At 55.8% G+C, this 18,852-nt stretch carries 19 protein-coding genes; 2 read left to right on the top strand and 17 right to left on the bottom strand.

Features of this window, described 5'->3' with window-relative positions:
• Nucleotides 1-3: 3 nt before the first annotated feature.
• The 11 genes from ACGYLO_RS12170 to ACGYLO_RS12220 form a co-directional block, all read right to left on the bottom strand.
• Nucleotides 4-957 (bottom strand): ATP-grasp domain-containing protein, encoded by a 954-nt coding sequence (locus ACGYLO_RS12170; protein WP_394376701.1) that lies wholly within the window; start codon nt 955-957, stop codon nt 4-6.
• Nucleotides 958-1,199: 242 nt separating this feature from the next.
• Nucleotides 1,200-1,967, bottom strand: coding sequence for a hypothetical protein (locus tag ACGYLO_RS12175; RefSeq protein WP_394376702.1), 768 nt, complete (start codon nt 1,965-1,967; stop codon nt 1,200-1,202).
• A gap of 75 nt (nt 1,968-2,042) precedes the next feature.
• Nucleotides 2,043-4,184: an AAA family ATPase gene (locus ACGYLO_RS12180; RefSeq protein WP_394376703.1), complete on the bottom strand. Its 2,142-nt coding sequence runs from the start codon at nt 4,182-4,184 to the stop codon at nt 2,043-2,045.
• A 181-nt stretch (nt 4,185-4,365) separates the two neighbouring features.
• Entirely contained in the window at nt 4,366-5,820 is a 1,455-nt protein-coding gene (locus ACGYLO_RS12185) for a von Willebrand factor type A domain-containing protein (RefSeq protein WP_394376704.1), read from the bottom strand.
• A gap of 532 nt (nt 5,821-6,352) precedes the next feature.
• Nucleotides 6,353-6,904: an RNA polymerase sigma factor gene (locus ACGYLO_RS12190; RefSeq protein WP_394376705.1), complete on the bottom strand. Its 552-nt coding sequence runs from the start codon at nt 6,902-6,904 to the stop codon at nt 6,353-6,355.
• Nucleotides 6,905-6,987: 83 nt separating this feature from the next.
• Complete coding sequence (gene tmk / locus ACGYLO_RS12195) at nt 6,988-7,641, bottom strand: dTMP kinase (protein WP_394376706.1); 654 nt, start codon at nt 7,639-7,641, stop codon at nt 6,988-6,990.
• A gap of 104 nt (nt 7,642-7,745) precedes the next feature.
• Entirely contained in the window at nt 7,746-8,333 is a 588-nt protein-coding gene (locus ACGYLO_RS12200) for a GNAT family N-acetyltransferase (RefSeq protein ID WP_394376707.1), read from the bottom strand.
• Complete coding sequence (locus tag ACGYLO_RS12205) at nt 8,330-9,010, bottom strand: hypothetical protein (RefSeq protein ID WP_394376708.1); 681 nt, start codon at nt 9,008-9,010, stop codon at nt 8,330-8,332. Before ACGYLO_RS12205 ends, ACGYLO_RS12200 begins: the two co-directional genes overlap by 4 nt.
• Complete coding sequence (locus tag ACGYLO_RS12210; RefSeq protein WP_394376709.1) at nt 8,979-11,030, bottom strand: hypothetical protein; 2,052 nt, start codon at nt 11,028-11,030, stop codon at nt 8,979-8,981. Before ACGYLO_RS12210 ends, ACGYLO_RS12205 begins: the two co-directional genes overlap by 32 nt.
• A gap of 51 nt (nt 11,031-11,081) precedes the next feature.
• The gene (locus tag ACGYLO_RS12215) at nt 11,082-11,798 is read right to left on the bottom strand and encodes a hypothetical protein (protein ID WP_394376710.1); all 717 of its coding nucleotides are present in this window, start codon (nt 11,796-11,798) and stop codon (nt 11,082-11,084) included.
• Between the two features lie 95 nt (nt 11,799-11,893).
• A complete protein-coding gene (locus ACGYLO_RS12220) occupies nt 11,894-13,108 on the bottom strand; it encodes a hypothetical protein (RefSeq protein WP_394376711.1) in 1,215 nt (404 codons plus the stop codon).
• A gap of 83 nt (nt 13,109-13,191) precedes the next feature.
• Between ACGYLO_RS12220 and ACGYLO_RS12225 the strand changes: the two genes are divergently transcribed.
• Nucleotides 13,192-14,244 (top strand): hypothetical protein, encoded by a 1,053-nt coding sequence (locus ACGYLO_RS12225; protein ID WP_394376712.1) that lies wholly within the window; start codon nt 13,192-13,194, stop codon nt 14,242-14,244.
• Here ACGYLO_RS12225 and ACGYLO_RS12230 read toward each other — a convergent pair.
• From ACGYLO_RS12230 to ACGYLO_RS12255, 6 genes are all read right to left on the bottom strand, one after another.
• Nucleotides 14,235-15,272: a hypothetical protein gene (locus ACGYLO_RS12230; RefSeq protein WP_394376713.1), complete on the bottom strand. Its 1,038-nt coding sequence runs from the start codon at nt 15,270-15,272 to the stop codon at nt 14,235-14,237. The two genes, ACGYLO_RS12225 and ACGYLO_RS12230, sit on opposite strands and share 10 nt — an antisense overlap.
• Nucleotides 15,269-15,838, bottom strand: coding sequence for a hypothetical protein (locus ACGYLO_RS12235; RefSeq protein WP_394376714.1), 570 nt, complete (start codon nt 15,836-15,838; stop codon nt 15,269-15,271). Before ACGYLO_RS12235 ends, ACGYLO_RS12230 begins: the two co-directional genes overlap by 4 nt.
• On the bottom strand, nt 15,835-16,356 hold the full coding sequence (locus ACGYLO_RS12240; RefSeq protein ID WP_394376715.1) for a hypothetical protein: 522 nt from the start codon (nt 16,354-16,356) through the stop codon (nt 15,835-15,837). Before ACGYLO_RS12240 ends, ACGYLO_RS12235 begins: the two co-directional genes overlap by 4 nt.
• A gap of 111 nt (nt 16,357-16,467) precedes the next feature.
• Complete coding sequence (locus ACGYLO_RS12245) at nt 16,468-16,743, bottom strand: hypothetical protein (protein ID WP_394376716.1); 276 nt, start codon at nt 16,741-16,743, stop codon at nt 16,468-16,470.
• Between the two features lie 38 nt (nt 16,744-16,781).
• Nucleotides 16,782-17,099, bottom strand: a complete 318-nt coding sequence (locus ACGYLO_RS12250) for a DUF4326 domain-containing protein (protein ID WP_394376717.1) — start codon at nt 17,097-17,099, stop codon at nt 16,782-16,784.
• A complete protein-coding gene (locus ACGYLO_RS12255) occupies nt 17,096-17,863 on the bottom strand; it encodes a hypothetical protein (protein WP_394376718.1) in 768 nt (255 codons plus the stop codon). Before ACGYLO_RS12255 ends, ACGYLO_RS12250 begins: the two co-directional genes overlap by 4 nt.
• A gap of 220 nt (nt 17,864-18,083) precedes the next feature.
• On the opposite strand from ACGYLO_RS12255, the gene ACGYLO_RS12260 reads away from it, so the two are divergent.
• Complete coding sequence (locus ACGYLO_RS12260; RefSeq protein ID WP_394376719.1) at nt 18,084-18,845, top strand: dihydroneopterin aldolase; 762 nt, start codon at nt 18,084-18,086, stop codon at nt 18,843-18,845.
• Nucleotides 18,846-18,852 lie beyond the last annotated feature (7 nt).

Genomic DNA, 18,852 nt, shown 5'->3' on the forward strand with positions numbered 1-18,852 from the left:
TATCTACCCAACCCTCGCCCAGCGGATGTTCTCGGCCACACTGCAGCTCTCCTGCTGTACAGGCCGGTCATAGGCGCGGCCGGTGAGCGACCGCGCGAAGAGCAGTGGCAGGTTAACCCCGGCATGAATGGTCTGACCGATGCCGCCAGAGGTGCGCGAGTTCACCTCAAGAATATGGGGGACCCCAGCGGCATCCTCCATGGTCTGGAAATTCAAAAGACCCGAGAGACCCAGCCCTGCCGCGATTTTGCGGGCAAAGTCTTCATGCAGAGCATCTGGTGCGACCTTGCGGGATCCATCGGCATGTTTCGATCTTGTTACGCAATCGATCAGTCGGCCCTGATCACAGACAAAATCCGTGCTGCGCTCGATCCCTTCCAGCAGAGGCATGAGCATCATATTCACACGATCATCAGAGCGCGACAATGTATACCGCAGGAGGTTGATACTGATGCTGGACGCCGCACCGGATACCATAGACCGGTAATCATCCAGATCCTCGTGGATTACACGGAAACCGGCTCCGTAGATGCCTTTCGCGGGTTTGATGCAAAGCTTGTCGTGTTGTTGCCGCAGGATACCCCAAGCAATATCGAACTCCTCAAGATCCCGGAACGGCAAGTATTTTGTGCCCTTCAAGCCAAGCTCGGCGATCTTGCTCAGAAAAGCTGGCTTGTTCTCGATCATTTGCATGATCTCATGATCGCCCGCGGTCAGCAATTTGACACCGGCGGCCGCAAACCGATCCCGATGCGCAGAGAGTGCGATGCGATGCAAGAAAGGTACAAAGGCGTTGATTTTATGATTTTCGCAATACTCCAACGCCCAGTCGACGTAGCCTTCCGGCATATTGGACTTGCGCGCAAAGACCTCCGGTCCAAAATGATCTGCGACCGTGCTGATCAGAGAGTTCTCACGCTCATGGGTCACATAGAACTCAAACTCCCCCGGCTCCATCCCATCCTTGATCAAGGTGATCGTATCAAACAGGGAAGACAGGGTGTGGTTGAACCAAATACGCATCGTGGGGAACTTTCTAAGGCTCGTGGGCCGGAAACAGGGGCTATAAAAATATCATGAGATGTCTTTTCGCAGACATATAACAAATGGCTCTTTCATTTGATTTTGTCTACGTCGGAAAGCCGAAAATCAGAGCAACCTGCATATACACTGTGGATTGTGCGCTGCTGTCGTCCGACTTAGGAGCGCAACGCGCGCCGGGCCGCAACCTCTTGCAGTTCACTTAATCGGCAACCTGACGGCAATTTGGCTTTCTTGATGATGCTTGTAGGGAATACAGAGATGTCATGTAGCGAGACAATACGGGTGCCGTTGAAACGACGCGCCATAAGAACCTTATGTCCCTGGGACGCCATCTCCCTGGCGACGTCATCAATCGTATCGACGGTGATTGCAGCACCTTCAGGCGCAGAGAAACAGGTGAGATCAAAGCCATACTTTGTGTGTTTATTCTTCACACCAATAAGCTGACCCCCATCCGTGGTGATCTCGAAAATCTTGTCTTTTGACAAATTACCACCGCTGATGAAGCCAGGCACAGGTGATTGATACGCCCCTTCTCCCCTTTGGACTTCAGGGCTAAGAGGATCCGGTATCTCTTCAGCAAGTTCCTGCAGAAAATCCCGGTCAATTCCGCGTGACATGATCGAAACTGGCGTCCTGTTCTCGCCATCGGTGCCCGCGATGATCGAGATGTTCCCCTTTGACTCAATCTTCACGAGATACTCGCGGCCGTTTCGAATGAAATCCATGACAATCCCGCCATCGGGCGTTGCCGCGACAGACATACCATTGGTCAGATCAGGGCGACGGCTCAGAAAATGCATAGCCTTGTCCCGCGCGCGCGCGGAGACGGGCTCTATGTCACGCAGGTGATCATATTCCATCTCATTCAACTCGGCGATGCGCTCGACAACGACTCGGTGATGTCTGAAGGCGTGAAACAAAGAATATCCCTCCTGAAAACTCAGTGACGCAATGTGAATGAGGGCAAGCCTCGAGATAAATGAGCCGTCGTTGCTCTATGCTCCCGCCTGCTTCATCGCATCAAGAGCCTTATTTTTTAGCTGAATGTATGTGTGACCACCCTCTCCTGATGAGAGAACATCCAGTGCATGTGCTCTGTTCCGCGCACTAACCTTTATGCCAGAATCTTTTTCCCGTTGAGCAATGTCGAACATGACCTTTTGGATCAATTCTTGCCGCATATCGCCGCTTGGCGGGATAAACAAGACATTTTCATCCTCCGGGTCCATCGCTTCACTTAACGTCCGAAATCCAATGCTGTGACCATCGGCAGATGCGCTGCTATCGATGCAGAAAATCATCGCAGATCGGATGACGATAGCAGATGAGGCGCTCGATAAAGCTGCAGTGAGCTTCTTGGCGACATCAACGCCCGCCCCCTGGATGGCAATGATGGCATCACCATCAGCATCCAGCGTCATTGCAACGCGTTTCCACAGCATCTCAAAGGAGTCTGGGTACATATTTTCAAAGCGCATGTGATGTGCGCGCTTCTCGTAATATGCGGCAATCTGATCAACTGCATAGGTCTTGCCGAGACTTGAAGGCCCCGTCAGGCGGATGACTTTTCGGCTGCCCGGGTTGCGGCGCATGTCGCCGATCACTTCAGAAAGCTGACACATTGCCGCGTCTTGCCCCTTCACCTGCAACAGAAGGTGCGTTTGAAGATTGGTTTGCACAGTTTCCGAGAAATCAGCCGGCGCAATCTGGAGGTCACCTCCAAGGCGCACCACAGCATGGCGCAGATTTGCCTCGTTAATACGGTCTGATCCATCCAGTCGCGCGGCGACCGCCGCAAGATCAAGAAGGTCGAACGATCGGTCAGGATTGCGGCGGTGGGAAAGATACCGCTCGCCAAAGTCCAGCAGACGCTCGCGAACCCGCGGCGTAATCCGCACTTTATGCTCTTTCAGGAATGCCTCCGCGGCACCCTCCAAGATCTTCGCCATCTGACCGCGCCCGGGTTCATCAAGATAGATGATTTCGAACCGCCGCATCAGCGCGCGATCTTCCCGCAACAGCATGGCTTCATCCGGTGTCGTCGCCCCGATGAGGGATAACCCGTCGCGCGCAAGCGCAGGCTTGAGGATGTTCGCCCCATCCATGCCACCCCGGGACACAGCGCCAGAGCCCATAAGCATATGGATTTCGTCAATGAACAGGATGGCGCGGTCCTTTTCAGACTCACTGATCAACATCCCCATGCGGGATTCGAAATCACCTCGGAAGCGCGACCCTGCGACCATGGAGGTCAAGGAAACCTCGCGCACAGCGCGTTTTGCCAGATCTTCATCTGGACATTGATCTGACACCAACCGCGCGGCCAAACCCTCAATAAGAGCCGATTTGCCGACGCCAGGCTCGGCCACGAGAATGACGTTTGGCTTGCGCCGCCGCATCAGAACCTCGATCACATGATCGATCTCCTTGTCGCGTCCAACCACGGCGCCAAGCTGCCCATTGCGGGCAAGTTCGGATAGGTCGCGTTGGGCGGCACGAACGGCAGCCTGCGACTCTTCCATTTCTTTGGTCAGCTTTTGCTTTGCGCGGCCCTCTTGTTTCGGCTCGCTGCGTGTCGACTTCTCTGGGTCACGAAAAGCGCTCCGCATGCCGTGCGCAATCCCGCTCGACGCCCCGTCACCTTCAGGTTTGCGGTACATCCGATCAGGCGTGAGCTCGCCGTCCGAGGCCGCGTCATCGAGAAGATCGTCCAGATCTGGGAGAAACTCTTCCTCTTCTGGCATTGGATCAGAGTATTCGCGTTTCATGTCCGATTCATCGAGCGCCTTCTTTACGATCTCATCCTCGTTTTCATAGGCTTGAATGGTCTTGAAGATCGAATGCAGTCCGCTTTCATAATCTTCCATCTCATCATGGACGAGGTATGCAGAAGAGCACCGATCGAAGAGATCGGAGGGCTCGGGTGTCCCATGCGTATCGCGCACCGTGGCAGAATATGCCTTGAATTCGCGGATCATGGCGGCACGTAAAATACAGGTGTCAAAGCCACATTTCGAGATCACATCACGACCGGTTTCAACTGCGGTCATGGCGTGCAGAAGATGCGCGGGGCGTATGTACTTGTACCGGTAGAGAGACGCCATTCTCCGCGACGCGATAATAAGATCCTGTACCATGATAATTTGCCCCTGCTCGTCCTTGCCTACCTCTAAAAAGGTTCACGAGGAGAAAATTCGCAAGGCGAAAATGCAGAAAACGATGGTTTTTGGACAAGAAAAACCCCACCCGCTGCGAAAAAGCGGACGGGGTCATTTTTCACAAATCTGACCCTATGATGTGACCATCAGGACGGCGATCTTACCGATCCAAAGACCCCATCAGGTGAATCAGTTGGACTGCTTCATGACGGTAACCAAAGGGGTCATTCCCCATCGACGTGGACGCAAGAGCCGCCGCATCATCATAGCTCCAGTCGCCGAGGTAGCGGTCATCCTTCAGAAGCTGACCAAAGCCCGCGATTGCCGCCGCGAAGGAGGCATCTGTGTCTGCGGTGCCAGAGCCTGCGGTGATCGGAGTGCCGATGAGCTTGCTCTTGCTCTCGCCTGGCTCCTTGTAGCGCAGGTTCACATAGCCCAGCTCGCTGGTCATGCCCCGCGTTGCATCGGCACTCTCACTCGCCTCTTCGCCGTAACGCAGCGGATTGATCTCCCGTGCATCCGAACCCACCGGTGTGATCTCATAGAGAGCTGTTACCTGGTGCCCAGCCCCGATCTCACCAGCGTCGATCTTGTCGTTGTTGAAATCCTCACGCTTCAGCGCGCGGGTCTCATAGCCGATCAGACGGTATTCGGCGACTGTGTCCGGGTTAAACTCAACCTGGATCTTCACATCATTGGCGATCGGGAAGAGCGCACCAGAGAGCTGCTCGACCAGCACTTTGCGGGCTTCGGAGAGCGTGTCGATATAGGCCGCCTGCCCGTTGCCATTCTGTGCAAGGGTCTGCATCAGCGCGTCATTGTAGTTGCCGCGGCCGAAGCCCATCACTGACAGGTATGCCCCTTCGTCTCGTTTGCCTTCGATGAAGGTCTTCAATTCTTCTGTCGAGCTGATGCCGACATTGAAGTCCCCGTCTGTTGCCAGGATGACCCGGCCAATACGGCCCTCTTCCTTGGCATCGCCAATAAGATCATAGGCCGCGCGCAGACCTGCCGCACCTGCGGTGGAGCCGCCCGCTGCGAGGCGCTGCAAGGCATCTTCGATGTCATCTGCGTCAGAGGCCCCTGTCATCTCCAGCACAACACCGGCGGAGCCTGCATAGGTCACGATGCCCACACGGTCTTCGGGGCGCAGTTGATCGAGCATCAGCATGAAGGATTGCTTCAAAAGTCCCAGCTTGTCGGGGCTGTTCATCGAGCCAGAGGTGTCGATCAAGAAGGCCAGGTCGAGCGGCGGGCGGTCCTCGACCGCTGGTTCCTGCCCCTGGATGCCGATCCGGACCAGCTGCTTGCCGTCATGCCAAGGCGCATCGAAGACCGACACATGGGTCGCGAAAGGATCAGCGGCGTCATCGGCCGGGGCGATGTAGCCATAGTCGAAGTAGTTCACCATCTCTTCGATGCGGACCATCTCAGGGGACGGCTTTTGCCCGCTTTGAATCATCCGGCGGGCGAAGCTCCAGGAGGCGGTGTCCACATCAATCGAGAAGGTCGAGACCGGCTCTTCGGAAACCGACTTCACGCTGTTGAGATCCTTGCCATCGAAACGGTCGTTGTTTTGGACCTGCGGCGCGATGGCGTCCGGTGCCGATGCCATGAATGTCTCAAGAGCCTGGGGTGCCACTACACCGGAAGCGCCTGAGACGTCCGACATTACAGCTGGAGGCGCAGCAATCTTAGATTGGGGCGCTACAGCTTCGCGCTTGGCAGTCAAAGGTGCCGGCTGTGCGGCAATCTCTGCTGCGGGAGACTGTGCATCAGATAGCGCGTCAACGGTGCTTGGGGCGGAGACCTCAGGAGATGTGAATACCGTCTCCCCAGCAGACTGGGTCATAAGATCGGACTGGTTCACAACAAGAACCAGGGCGGCGAAGCTGGTGACGAGAGCTGTCGATCCAGCAAGAAGATATTTGGCTTTGCGCGTCATAAAAGCGATCCTTTCAGATACAGCCGAGCGGGTTCGTCCGGCTTTCTTATCCATAGGACGCACTGCCTCCCCCGTTTCTTGGTGGGATTGCGAAAAAACTGCTGTTGCCTGCGCAATATTTGCCGTCCGGCGCGCCGGATCGGGTTTTGGTGTTGTCTCGACAAGAGCCTCGGAAAGCATCTCGAAGATGTCTTCGCCCTGATCAGTCATGACATTCCTCTTTCGCGACGGCCTTCAGCCGCTTTTTGATTTCGCTCATCCGCCAAGCAATCGTGCCCGGCGCCACATCCAATGCCTGGGCCGCCTCGGCCTGTGACATCTCTCGGTCAACAAGCAGGGCCGCAGTGACCCTGAGGTCTTCAGGTAGGGCTGACATCGCCTGAGAGAGCCATTGGCTGTCTCTTGTGCGCTTTTGCCCATCAGCGGCCGCCAGAGCCAGACTGTCCGCCCAGGCGCCCTTGGAGCGTCCCGCAGCGGCATTCCGCCTCAGCATGTCGATCGCCGCATTGGAGACGATCCGGTATAGCCAGGTGGTAGGTGCGCAATCGCCGCGGTATCCCGCAAGCTTTCGTGGCAGCGCGAGACAGACCTCCTGTGTGAGGTCTTCGGCATCCGCATGATTGCCAAGCACCCGCCAGGCGTAGGCAAAGATCCTGTCGTAATGCTCGGATAGGAACTTCTCAAAGGTTTCAGGGCTCGTGCAGAACCCCTCCCCCTTTTGAGCATTGTCCTCAGCAGATCTTGCATCTCGCATCATTCATCACTTGTACCGTTCATCCATAAGACGAAACAGCACGTCCTTTTCTTGGTCAGGAAATTCAGAATTTTATAAGCTTCTCAAATCACGGGCTCATTCTCAGCCTGCTTCGCAAAGAAGTTCTCCAGGCAGGAGATGACACGTGGCAGCACTTCTTCAGGTGTGCCGCTGCCATCCACGCGCCGAACGCGCTCGGGATAGTCATGTTCCAGAGCACGAAAGCCGTCGTGAACCTTTTTCTGGAAGCTCAATCCAAAGCTCTCGAACCGCTCTTCAGCGTCAATGCGAGACAAACCGCGCCGCAGCCCCTCTTCAGGGTCAATGTCCATCAAGACGGTCAAGTCCGCCTCGACGCCAATCATCAAAGCATGCAGATCATCTACCAGTTTACGCAAGTCTCCACGCGTGAGGCCCTGATAAACCCGGGAGGAATCCACAAAACGATCGCAGATAACGACCTTACCTGCCTCGAGCGCAGGCTTGATGGTGCGCTCAAGGTGATCGCGGCGCGCAGCGTTGAAGAGCAAAAGTTCCGTCTCGGGCGACCAACGGTCTGCATCACCGGTCAGAATAAGGCTCCGGATCTCCTCGGCGCCAGAACTGCCGCCGGGCTCACGGGTATGAACGACATCATAGCCCTTTTCGCGCAGGGCCTCGACCAGCAGTTTGGCCTGGGTGCTCTTGCCGCAGCCGTCACCGCCTTCGAATGTGATGAATTTACCTTTGAAGTCCATGAGCGCTGTCCTTGGGGAGTTTGAGTATCAATCTACACAAGCCTATGCCTCACCCTTAGGGAATGCAGAGTTACATGCGCAAAGATATGTGGATAACCGCGGTGTTAGGGCGCGGGCGTATCTGGATTGTGGGTCTGGCAGCTGTCAAAGGCTTCATCCGAAAGCTCCATTGCAAGACCTTCCATATCGGTCACGATGACTTCCCCACCGGAGTCGGGCTCTGTATCTCCGGAGACATCGATATCACCCATCAAATTCATCCCGCGAGATTGGGCGACCTGTTGGCGCCAGGCTTCTGCCGTGTGCATCATTGCTTTGCCCAGCGCAGTCGCAATACCCTTCTTGCGCTCTCCTGAAGCCACAAAGACACTGGAAACAAAGAGGTCTAGGTTCGTCTGAGACTTTCCTATGAGTTCAAATGACGCACTGATATGCCCGATGGGCGCCTCATTCCGTGTCGCGATCAATGTCAGCTCGTCTGAGCAATCGCTCGAAGTCATGCCATAGGCTGGATGTATCGTATCAACGAACCTATTCATCGGCAGATCCGTAATCGCTTTTAGGTCCGTCTCGAATTCAACGACCCGAATGCTTACCCCTTCAGGGGCTTCCACCTTTGCGATGGCCTCCTGAAGGAGTGTGGCATTCTCATTGGCAAAAAAGACGGGCAGGCTAAAGTCGGGCAAGCTCATGGGATGATCTCCAAATCATGGTCTTCTGAAAATACGGGCAATGGCTCACCGGTCTCGGGATCCCTGGCCAAGCTCGGATCGAAGATATGCCATTCCATCTGCCCATGGGTGGCACCCGATCCACCGATAGCAACGGCGTCATAGCCCGCCGATTGGATTGCCTCGACCAAGGCCGGTACGCGCAATGCGAGATGGGCATCTACTGGCGGGAGCTGGGGGAGCTCATCCGGCCAGGAAGCCACCATCTCATGAAGGCTTAACCCTGTCTCTTCGTGCAGTTCTTCAAAGGCATTGCTGTTTGTGGCAGAGCTTCCCCATTCTGCGACCACTGCCTCCAGCACATCGCGGCCAAAGTCATTGCCGATCACATCAAGATCGAAGAACGGATCGCAGTCTGCCAGCGCCGTGCGACAGTAGACCTTCCGCGCCGCAAGCCGCGCCATAAAGATCTCGCCACGGATCTCCTGCCCTTTGGCCAGGATGTGGTTGTTAGGTGCGCCCGCATAGAGCTCTGCGGCCTGTCGCGTGCCGAAGGTCATGGTGGGCAGCTCGCTGCGCAGCGCGCCACCCCCGCACCATTGTCCGCGGAAAACCTCATTTTGCATCAGCCACATCGTGGCCATAGCCTCCCAGGCCGCCTTCATCTCAGCAAGGCTCCGGTGTTTCAGAGACCTCATGTGCTGGGGCTTCCCAGCCGGTCTCCAGAACGACATCAGGGTCGACGGTCAGAGGTTCCACGGAAAGCACATACTGATCTTTGCGCCACTTCGGGTAGTCGAGTTCATCCGCCCGGAACTTCTTTTTGAAACTGCCGGTGTGCAGCCCGTGACCGGTGGGCGCATAGACATGCAAGTGATCCACATCGAGCTTGGTGATTGAGGCGCCATAGCTCTCATCGACATATTCAAGCAAAGCGGCATCTGCAGACTCGCGGCTCTCATATTCGCCCGAGGCCATCAGAATATCGACGATCACGGCGCGGTCCGCGAAGATATTCGCCCAGAGATCCGTGCAGGTGGTCCAAGCCTCTCCTGGCATCACCTCACCGGTACGATTCCCATCATCGTCATAGAAATAGTCTTCGTCCACGCGGCCCATGCGCCAGACACCCGCAGTGTCGTCATAGGCAAATGGAGAACTGTTGCCGACCTGAACGATCGCAAGACCGCCTTTCGTGAAATAGTCCTGCATGCGCTCATCGAGACCGACGGCCCCATTGATGTCGTAAAAGTCATCACCACCGACGCGTGCCAGCAGGCCTTCTTTGAAGCCTTTCATGCGCAGCCAATCCGTCATGACCAGCTCACCGGTGGGCATCGGGAGTTCAAAGTGGAGAGCGGCCTTGGGTGTTTCCACCACGGGGGCGACTTCCTCTTTGTAATCTTTGGTGAATTGCGTCAAAACAGGTGCAAAGAGGGTGCCGCCAACACGCAGGTGTTTACCCGTCACCTGGCAGGTGGAGGTGTCTCGGGACATCAATGGGTCCAGTGTCTCGGAAACGAAAGCAGCGCGCGCCTTCTCGACGGTCAGGGCGATCTCCTGATCTACCTCCTCTTCGTCGAGGTCAAACTTCACGCGATCATCATAGCTGATCTTTCCGTTCGGGCTCAGCGCCTTTTCCTTGTCCATTTCGATCTCGACGCTCGCTGCGGTAAAGCACTTCTCTAACGTGTCAAAACCCGGCGCGCGGCCCAGTGTCATTTTGTCGTAGACGTCCAACTCTTTACCGGAGAGCCAGGCATTCCATTTTGACATCTCACGGATGGCGCGTGGCCCGTTGTTGGGGCATTTCTTGATATAGCCGGCGTCGCGGTAGGCTTCCATGAGCGCTTCGGACATGTCATTGATGGGACTGCGCGTGTTGTAGACAGTCTTGCGCCGGTGATTGCTCAGTTCGTCCTTGGAAATCGGGTATTCAAGCCCTTCCTTGAGGAACTGAAGTTTGCTGATATCGACAAACCTGTCAAAGATTTCGCCGATATTCTTCTCACGGGCAAGCTGGGCCGCTGCCGCAGTTTGAGCAGCAGCGAGTTGCGGCTTCCAGCTGTGACTTGAGGGATCATCGTCGCGGATGAATGCCATCTCGGCTTCAGTATACTGCGAGATGACATCACTGGCAGCGATGCCGATCTCACCCACGAAGGGCATCAATTCGGTCACATCACCCCCACCAAGAGCGGCTTTAAGCCCCGCAGGTGTGTCGGAGGACAGGCGTTTAAGTGTGACCTCCCCGCTGGGGTATTCAGCATTATCGCGACCTTCAACGCCGTGGAACCAGACCTGCCCCGCGTCATCCTGGAATACGACACCCAGATGCATATCCGGGCCGCTGATTGGCCGGCACTCCGCCATATCGTAAGAGACACCCTCTTCATCTACGAATTTCACGGAGGCGAGCATGTCGTGGCCGTAATGAAAATCTGCAGCTGCCTGGGGGTCATTTTCATCCCACGGTGTTCCGATTTGGATTTCCGAGAGCTTCTTCATCCGGCGTTCGGCTGCATGCGAGAACCGATTGAAGACATCGAAAGCCTGTTGGGGGCGTCCGCCGTCCTCTTGATGGTGCCACATCCTTGCAAGCGCAGCCTTGCGGTAGACATCCTCTCCAAGCCCATTTGCTGCTGCATGCGCTGCGAGGGCATCCGAGAGTGTGATTTTCGGAGCATCTGGAAGAGCGCCGCGCTTGAAAACTGCCATCTATTGTCTCGCTTATATATCTGGGTGTGGTTCGATCAGAAGGACGGGCGTTCAGATGCCCGCATCGACCGTCGCCTCAGCTTCAAGAGCCGCAATCCGCTCGAGGATCTGATCAACCACCTCGCGCTCGCTTTCGCGGTACTTTTGCTGCTCAGGGGTGACGCTCTCATCGGGCGTCGTGTCGGCATATGTCGACATCCAAGGAATGCCGGTCACGACACCATCGTCGCCCGCGGCAATATGGAATTCACCCTCGACCGGCAGACCTTCACTGAGATCACCATAGGAGCGCGCAACAATATCAGGCACCTCAAGCGAAAGCTTGCGCAGCACCGGAGCATCAGGCGCGGTGGTCGTGTGATCATTCGTTGGTACTTCGTCATAGCCGCAGAACCATCCCTGACCCGTCTCATCCTTGAGAATAATACCGATATACCAATGGGACTCGATCTCTCCCTTGGCAGCCTTCATCCCGGTCATGATGCCGGCATCGTCTTCGAGATAGATGTTGATGGGGGCATCGAACCTGATGGCGTCAACACCATCAATTGTCGTGTCCGCTCCCGGCACATCTTCGAAGACCTTATGGGTGAAGTGGATCTTCGCGAGCTTGTGGCTGTCGCCTTGCGGGTCGGTGTAGCGCCCCTCATGGTCGATGTTCTTATTGCCATAGACCATATTGATGATGCGGTTCTTGTGATCATCATTGAGGGTTTCGATCTCGGTCACGACCTCATAGAGCGGCGCTTGTACGGGGATGTCATTCATGAGGGGGTCTCCAAGGGGATTCTGGTTTTCATGAGAATAGGAACGCAGTGCGAAAACTCAAAGTACGCAAGCATTCCCAATATGGAGTTGGACGGTTACAGACCAACTTCTGGCGCCTCCACTTCGGGGTCGCGCTGCCCAAAGGGTTGATCGACTTTCACCTCCAGAAGGGCATCGCGCTGCGCTTCGATGATGCCGATGGCCTTTTCCGCCCGCACCAGGCGCGGATTATTCCAATGCAGTTTCGAGAGGACGTCCTCGGCTTCTTCGCGCTTCATCAGCCAAACGCCTTCTGGATCACGATCAGTCCAGAAGCCGGATACTTTGGACCGCGTGGGGGACATGCGTGCCAGAATGGTCTTGTCGTAGGGCTGGTGGCTGTCGGTCATGATGGCATAGAGACGGTTTTCTTTTTCTTCAGTCACGGCAATCTCATTTTCAGTTTTGTAGTTCGGATTGATCTCTTTCATGAAGGCCACGAATGCGGGGGTTTCTGGTTTGCTGAAGACATCCAAATCGGCGCCATCATGGCGCACCGCGGGGATGGCCATCCAAGAGAGATGCTTGATCCCTTCCGGCAGGATCCCGAAAGCCTCATGTCCCACGTTGCCTTGAATGTCTGACTGCAAACAGTCCTCCATGCTGAAGCCGTGCTGACCGCTTTGTGCGAAGCTGTCAAAGTCGGCCACCCTGTTGTGGCTTGCATAGCCCAGGCCATCTTCCGACCACCGGGCTTCGGAGAAGCTGAAATCCTCATCTGGAAGGGCGATCAGAAGCTGACCTGGCAATGTCCAGTCGGCGGGCATGAGGGTTTCACCCTCATCCGTGTAGCGCGTCGACACTGTATAGCAGCCGCGGTCATCGGCTACATATCCCATGCTGCGGATCATATCGTCAAAATCACCTTCGGTGGGCCAGCCCTTGGGAATGGTCCAGCTCCAGGCTTGCATTCCGTTCCACTCCACATCGAGATCGTCCAGCGTGACGCCAGCGCAATCAAGCGCCCAGCGCATAACGAAGCCGATGTGTTTAGAGGGCTTCAGGTAACTATCACGATCACTCTCATAGGGCTCATGCAGCCAGGTGGTGCTGCCTGAGCGCGGGATATAGGCTTGGGCGATGCTGGGACGGTCCGCGGTCCAGAATACGCCGTCATAGCCGCCGCCCTGGATGTCGCCAGTGATCTGCTCGCAGGTGCCATGAAACAGGAAGCCCCGTGCTCGGACCTCCTCGAAGCTGTTGCAGCGCGCGAGTGCATCCCGAACCCGTTCAGCGTCGCGGCCCGCGGCCAGTTTGATCTCATCCGTCATGCCGGTCTCCTTTGATGCTCTAAGGATATGACGGACTTGCGAAAAGAGTGAGCAAATCGCATATATCTGAGATGGGGGAGCATATGACGAGACAGGCAAGACGCGCCCAAGCGCGCAACAAGGCAAAGCTTACAGAGGTGGCCTGGAAGGCCTTGAAGGAAAAACGTTCATCCGGTGGTGACGGTCACTACCTCACCCGGGACGCACTTCTTCCGTATTTTTGGGACCCGTCTATCGCCGACATGGTACGCGACAACATTGAGCAGACCTTAAGGCAGGTCCTTGGTACGGATGTTATCCCAGAAAATGGATTGCGCATTCGGATACGGATTTTGCATGTCGTGGGCAAAAATGGGAATGTATCACAAGCCGTGGTCGCTGGTGCTCAACAAGGAAAGCCGGATCAAAGTAGCCATGTGGCTATTATGGGCTATTTCGATGATGGGAATGTCAGGACACCTGCTTCTGCTGACAAGTTGCAGGACCTCGCATACCTATTTGATGAGACGACAAGCGAAATTCGCCTCCCGCTCAACTTCCTTTGCGCCTCCGAAATCCCCAAGCGTCCTTTTGGGAACAATTGGCTTTATCAAATCCGCTTCAATGCCGAAGAGGCGCGTCGAAAAGAGATAATTGATCAAAGCTTCTTTGACACACTCGGGCACGGCTACATCGGGGTTACCGCCCGTCCCTTCGTAAAGCGTATGGTAGAGCATTATAAAGATATGCGCGATGGAAAGGGGCATCTCCTTCATAGCGTCTGGCGTGATCTCCGTCGGCGAGAGATCCCCCACCGGGTGATCGCACAAATCTCTGGCTACTCCGAGACGGAAGACGGTATCTACAAGATGGAAGAGAAGCTGGTCGAAAAGGTCACTCTCGCCCCTCTCGGTTTGAATATGATCCCTGGCGGCCGGAACGGGATCGCCCAGCTGCGAAATATGGGCTTCGACAATGCCAACATGGAAAACCGCGACCGTCTTTTGGCAAAGGCGCTCAAAGAGCGTTCAGTCCGGAAAACCCATTACCGCAAGGCTCACAGTCGTGAATATGCGCCAGGCAGATTTACCTTTGTCAAAGGGGCCTGGGTGAACGCAAAGGGCTATGCCCAGATCGGTTCAGTTGTTCAAAACTGAGGTTCGATCTCAGAATTCGATCTTTGTAACTGGTAAGCATCTCGATTCACCTTCGCGACCGGCTCCCCACGCTCGAATGCGCGCTCACATAGCGCGCGGTGCGCCGACTTCCGACTGGCAAAGCCGCCTTCCGAAAAATGGGTTGGCTTGAGGTTGATGCAGCGCGTCTCCTCAGCGCAGATATGAAGTGCCTGTGCGATACCGCGGCCGCGATACTCCGGGAAAACCGTCACCACGCCCCGTGCGATTCCGCCCAGCAGGTCTTCAGTTCCAGCATCGCGCACCAAAAGTGCATTGGGCGCAGAGATAAACTTCAACCCGTTTTCCTCATAGAGGTGCGCGCAGGCCAGGCCCGGAATGTCGGGGGCGTCAAAGTCCAATCGCATATTTGCGATGACCAAGGCGTCTTCGCAATCCTCGATCCACCGACGCTCAGAAGCGCCAAAATACTCCTCCCGCAGGACATATGGATCGCTGTGGCCGATCCACTTATTGAAGGGTAGCTCCGCCGCGGGGCGCCGGTCCTTTCCCGCAAGCTTGACCTTCTCGGTATAGCCAGCCTCTGCGTTCCGCCGCCCCTTATAGCAACCAAGCTCGGTAAAGACCGGCGGGCTGCCATCAGCACATTTCCCGCTCTCCTTGGGGAGGTTCAGTAAGATATAACTGTCGCGCGCTTCAGGAAAGACCCGGCGGAACTTGGCATCCGTGAAGGAATCGATCTGATCGTTGGTATAGCGCTCGAGTGCTGCCTCCAGGCTCTCCGTAGTGATGCCCTCGTAGCGGTTGAGATATACGAGCGCGTCCATCCCGCTGCGGCGCGCGCGGGTAATAGTCGCGCGTTTGTCCGACCCTTTATCTTTGATGCGCCGCATCTTGTCAGGCTGAACTTCCATCAGATGAAAATACCCGTGACCACAGCGCATGGCCGCCTGCTCAATGGACCCCAGATGCAAGACATCAGGCTTGTCGGGCGCGTCATATGTCAAGATCGGATCTTTCGATCCGTGCCAGGCGTGAAATGCCTTCATGGTTCAAAGCTCGTTTCGCTCTCGATCTCCCGATCGGAGATCGGCTCAACGATTTTGAAGTTGCCGTGCCTGGCCATGAATTCGAAGGAGGCAGCGCGCGGATAGAGCCTCCCGGCCTCAGTAAGCGCGTAGCGCCGGGCCTCTGCATACCCATTATCCGCGGGCTCTTCTGACAAGAGCCCTGCCGCGATCAGCTCATCGAATGCCACGCGGCTGCGCTCGGTAAGGCCTTTTTCCTGGTTATTCAGGACCAGCGTCGTTTTGGGTGACATGAAGCGGCCTGCGAGAATTGCACGCGCATCATTTCCTAGAACTGGCAGGCCACGGAGCTCGAAGATCAGCTCATCGCCAGGTCCGCGGTCCCACATAGTCACGCTTTGATACTCGTTAATCTTGCTGACCTGCTGGATGCTCTCCCCTACGCGCCAGAAGGAGTAGACCTCTTCAGCCGTGATCCCCAGGCGCTTGATGGAGCGCGCAAAGACTTCTTCGGCATCTGCACCGGCTCCATTGATGGTTTGGGGCTGAGAGAAAGCATAAGAGCGGAGAACGTATTTCGCGCTCACGGCTCCATCTCCTCATCGTCGAGATCTTCGTCGTAGGTAAGGGCCTCGAGGTGGTCGGCGTATTCGTTCGATAGCCCCTTCTTTTCGATGAAAACCCGAGACTCGGCCTCGAGCGCCTCAGTGCTCAGGCCCTTCTCGATCTGGGCGCGCAGAATGCGACCCGCCGGGTCGTCCATTTCAAGTTCAATATGCTCATTTTCAGCGTCGCGCACGCGCATGCGGTATTGGCTGTGTACCATGTACCAGTGGTCGTATTCTTCCTCGGTCACCTCGAGAACCTGAACGAAGTCGGCCTCGAACCCACCGCGGTATGGCATCTCTGGCGTGCGCGAGCGCTCACCCGTCGGGACGTCGTACATCAGAATCTGACCGTCACGGACTCCACCATACCAGAGGCCATTCATGACAAAGAAGTCGAAGCCCTTCTCATTGACGCTTTTGACGTTGACCATCAGCCCCGCGGCTTCTGAAAAGAGTGTCATGCCAATCTTCGGGGTGACCAAGTCGCGAGTCTTCATTTGCATTACCTCATTGCTTTTCGCAAAGATAGGCGATGCCCGTGAAAGTCGGAAACCACTTGATGGTAAGGCCCACCCAACCTGCTTTGAAGCTTGAGGCGCAGCGCCGGCCTACTCTCTTGACCGGGGAATAGTCTCGAACCCCTGTGCAACGCCCACGGAGGCGGCCATCTCGACGCAGCTCCATTTAACAATGGCCTTGCCACCAGCGGCCTGCTCAATCGGCTTTGAAAGGATTGCGGCGCCCTTTTCGCATTTGGCTTCCGTCTCGGCTCCACCAACGAGGCCCGATTGCAGCACATCACCCGGCACGTAGGAGGGATCTACGCCATCAGCTGTGGGCACAGTGGCGATGACAGTAAGCAGAACAAACCAGAGGGTTTCCATATTTTCTCCTATGGGCAGCTTCGCCCGGATTGTGAATCTCAGATCAGCTCAAGCTGATCCTTCTGAGGGATCGGCGGAACGGGGTCACCTGCTGCAATGTCACGCTGAATATGCCCATGACAGGCGTCTGGCGCGCACCAGCAAATCAGATCTTTCCCCGCCAACTCCCGACGGATCCGGTCAACGAATTCCGGGTTGTCGTGGAGCCATGCGATGTATTTGGCAATCACCTCTTCGCGCGTCCCATCTTTGCCAATCGAAAACGGATTCCCCCAAGGCGACGGGCGGCCAATATAGACCGCCCCCGCCCGGTTCTTTCCGACCTTGCGCGCATTGAGAACCGCAGGACGGCTCATGCCTCGGACGCTGCCAGAGCAGCAATACCGGTCTCGGTAATTTGCCACTTCATCTCTTTGAGGCTACCCGATTTCTTGCCAATGGGGGCAATCCAACCGCGACGCTTACAGGCGCCAATAGACTGCGGCGAAACGCCCTGCAGTACCGTGCCCGGGTTGGCGGCTGCAGCCTTAAGGACATTGGCCTGGCCGTCCGTGGGGATCTCACCACCGACAGGTGTCTCAACTTTCGCAACCTTTTCCGCTTTGTCAGGCTTGTCGGTCTTTTTGGGTTTGACCGGGGTTTCCTCGACTGTTGGCTTTGATGCCGCGGGAGCCCCAACTGTGGCGCTCTCCTCTGGCTCCGCTTCCATTTTGCTGATTTCTTGGCGTACCGCTTTCATCAAAGCCATGAAGTCCACATCAACGATGTCGGCCGGGTGCAGCTTCACGAAGCTTGTCTCAGATGCCAGGGTCGCGGGGATGGCAACAATATAGACCGTTGCGCCTTCTGGTGCGACAGCGAAGAGATGCATATCAATTCCGAAACGTGGAGCGAATTTGTCCTCGCCATTGCAGGTGATGCGGTAAACATCGGCCAAAGGATCGGAGGTGATGTCTTTGCGGTGACTGCGGTAGAGCCGCAGCCGGTCCACTTCCAGCTCCCCAATGACTGAAAGCGCCTGTTTGCGCAGCATATGGTTGAGAATGGCGCCGCGCTTATTCCAAAGCAGCAGTTTTGCGCCAATGCCTGCGGCAACGAGCGGTAGTAAAGGTCCAGCCATAAAGTATCTCCCAGAAATGTCGTGGTCTCCCACGATTTGTTGTTCTCATCTAAGATATGCCATTCTAAGTAAATTATAAGGTTGTCTTGTTGTTTTTCGCAAACCATTATCTTTAGAGAGCGGATGCGGCATCTCGCCGACAGCTGTCATTTCTAAACAAAAGCTCTGGTCATCCATGACCAAAGGTTTATGAAACCCTAGTCAAAAGGAGAGATATCACATGCCGAACTTCACCCTGCAGATGGATGACCTGGAACTCACCATGTATCTTGGTGTCCATGACTTTGAAAAGCAGACGGCACAACGTGTGATCATCTCTGCAACAATCGAAACCCAGATTGATAGTTACAACGACCACGGGTTCTATGACTACGACGATCTGGCGCGTTTCGTGCGGGACTTTAACGGCGAGCATATCGAAACCCAGGAAGAGCTTGTTGAGCGGATCCATGGGTTCATCATGTCCTCGGATAAGGTCGTCTCTGCCATCGTTCACAGCCGCAAGCCGGATGTTTATCCTGATGCGGAGGGTGTTGGCCTGGTATATGGTCAGGCACCGATTTCCCACGGCCGCGCGCCCCATGTGGTCCAGCTCGACAATCTGGCGATTGACATGCATCTCGGCATCCATGCCCATGAGAAGGCCACCGCTCAGCGCGTATTGGTCTCCGCAACTATCGTGACCCAGATCGACAGCTATGAGGACCGGGGCTTCTACGACTATGACGATCTCGTGGACTTCATCCGCGACCTCAGCGGCTCATCGATTGAGACCCAAGAGGAGCTGCTTGTTCGGGTGCATGAATTCATCATGTCATCGTCAAAGGTATCGGATGCGATCGTTCACACCCGCAAGCCGGACATCTATGACGACGCCAAAAGCATCGGCATCGTCTATGGCGCCCTGCCCTTCCCCTATCAGCAGACCAAACTGGGCGCCAGACAAGCCGGGTCGGGTTTTGAGCGGCGCAAGGCTGCTTGAACTCAAC

It is taken from the genome of Sulfitobacter sp. 1A13353 (genome assembly GCF_043557255.1).
GTDB lineage: Bacteria > Pseudomonadota > Alphaproteobacteria > Rhodobacterales > Rhodobacteraceae > Sulfitobacter > Sulfitobacter faviae.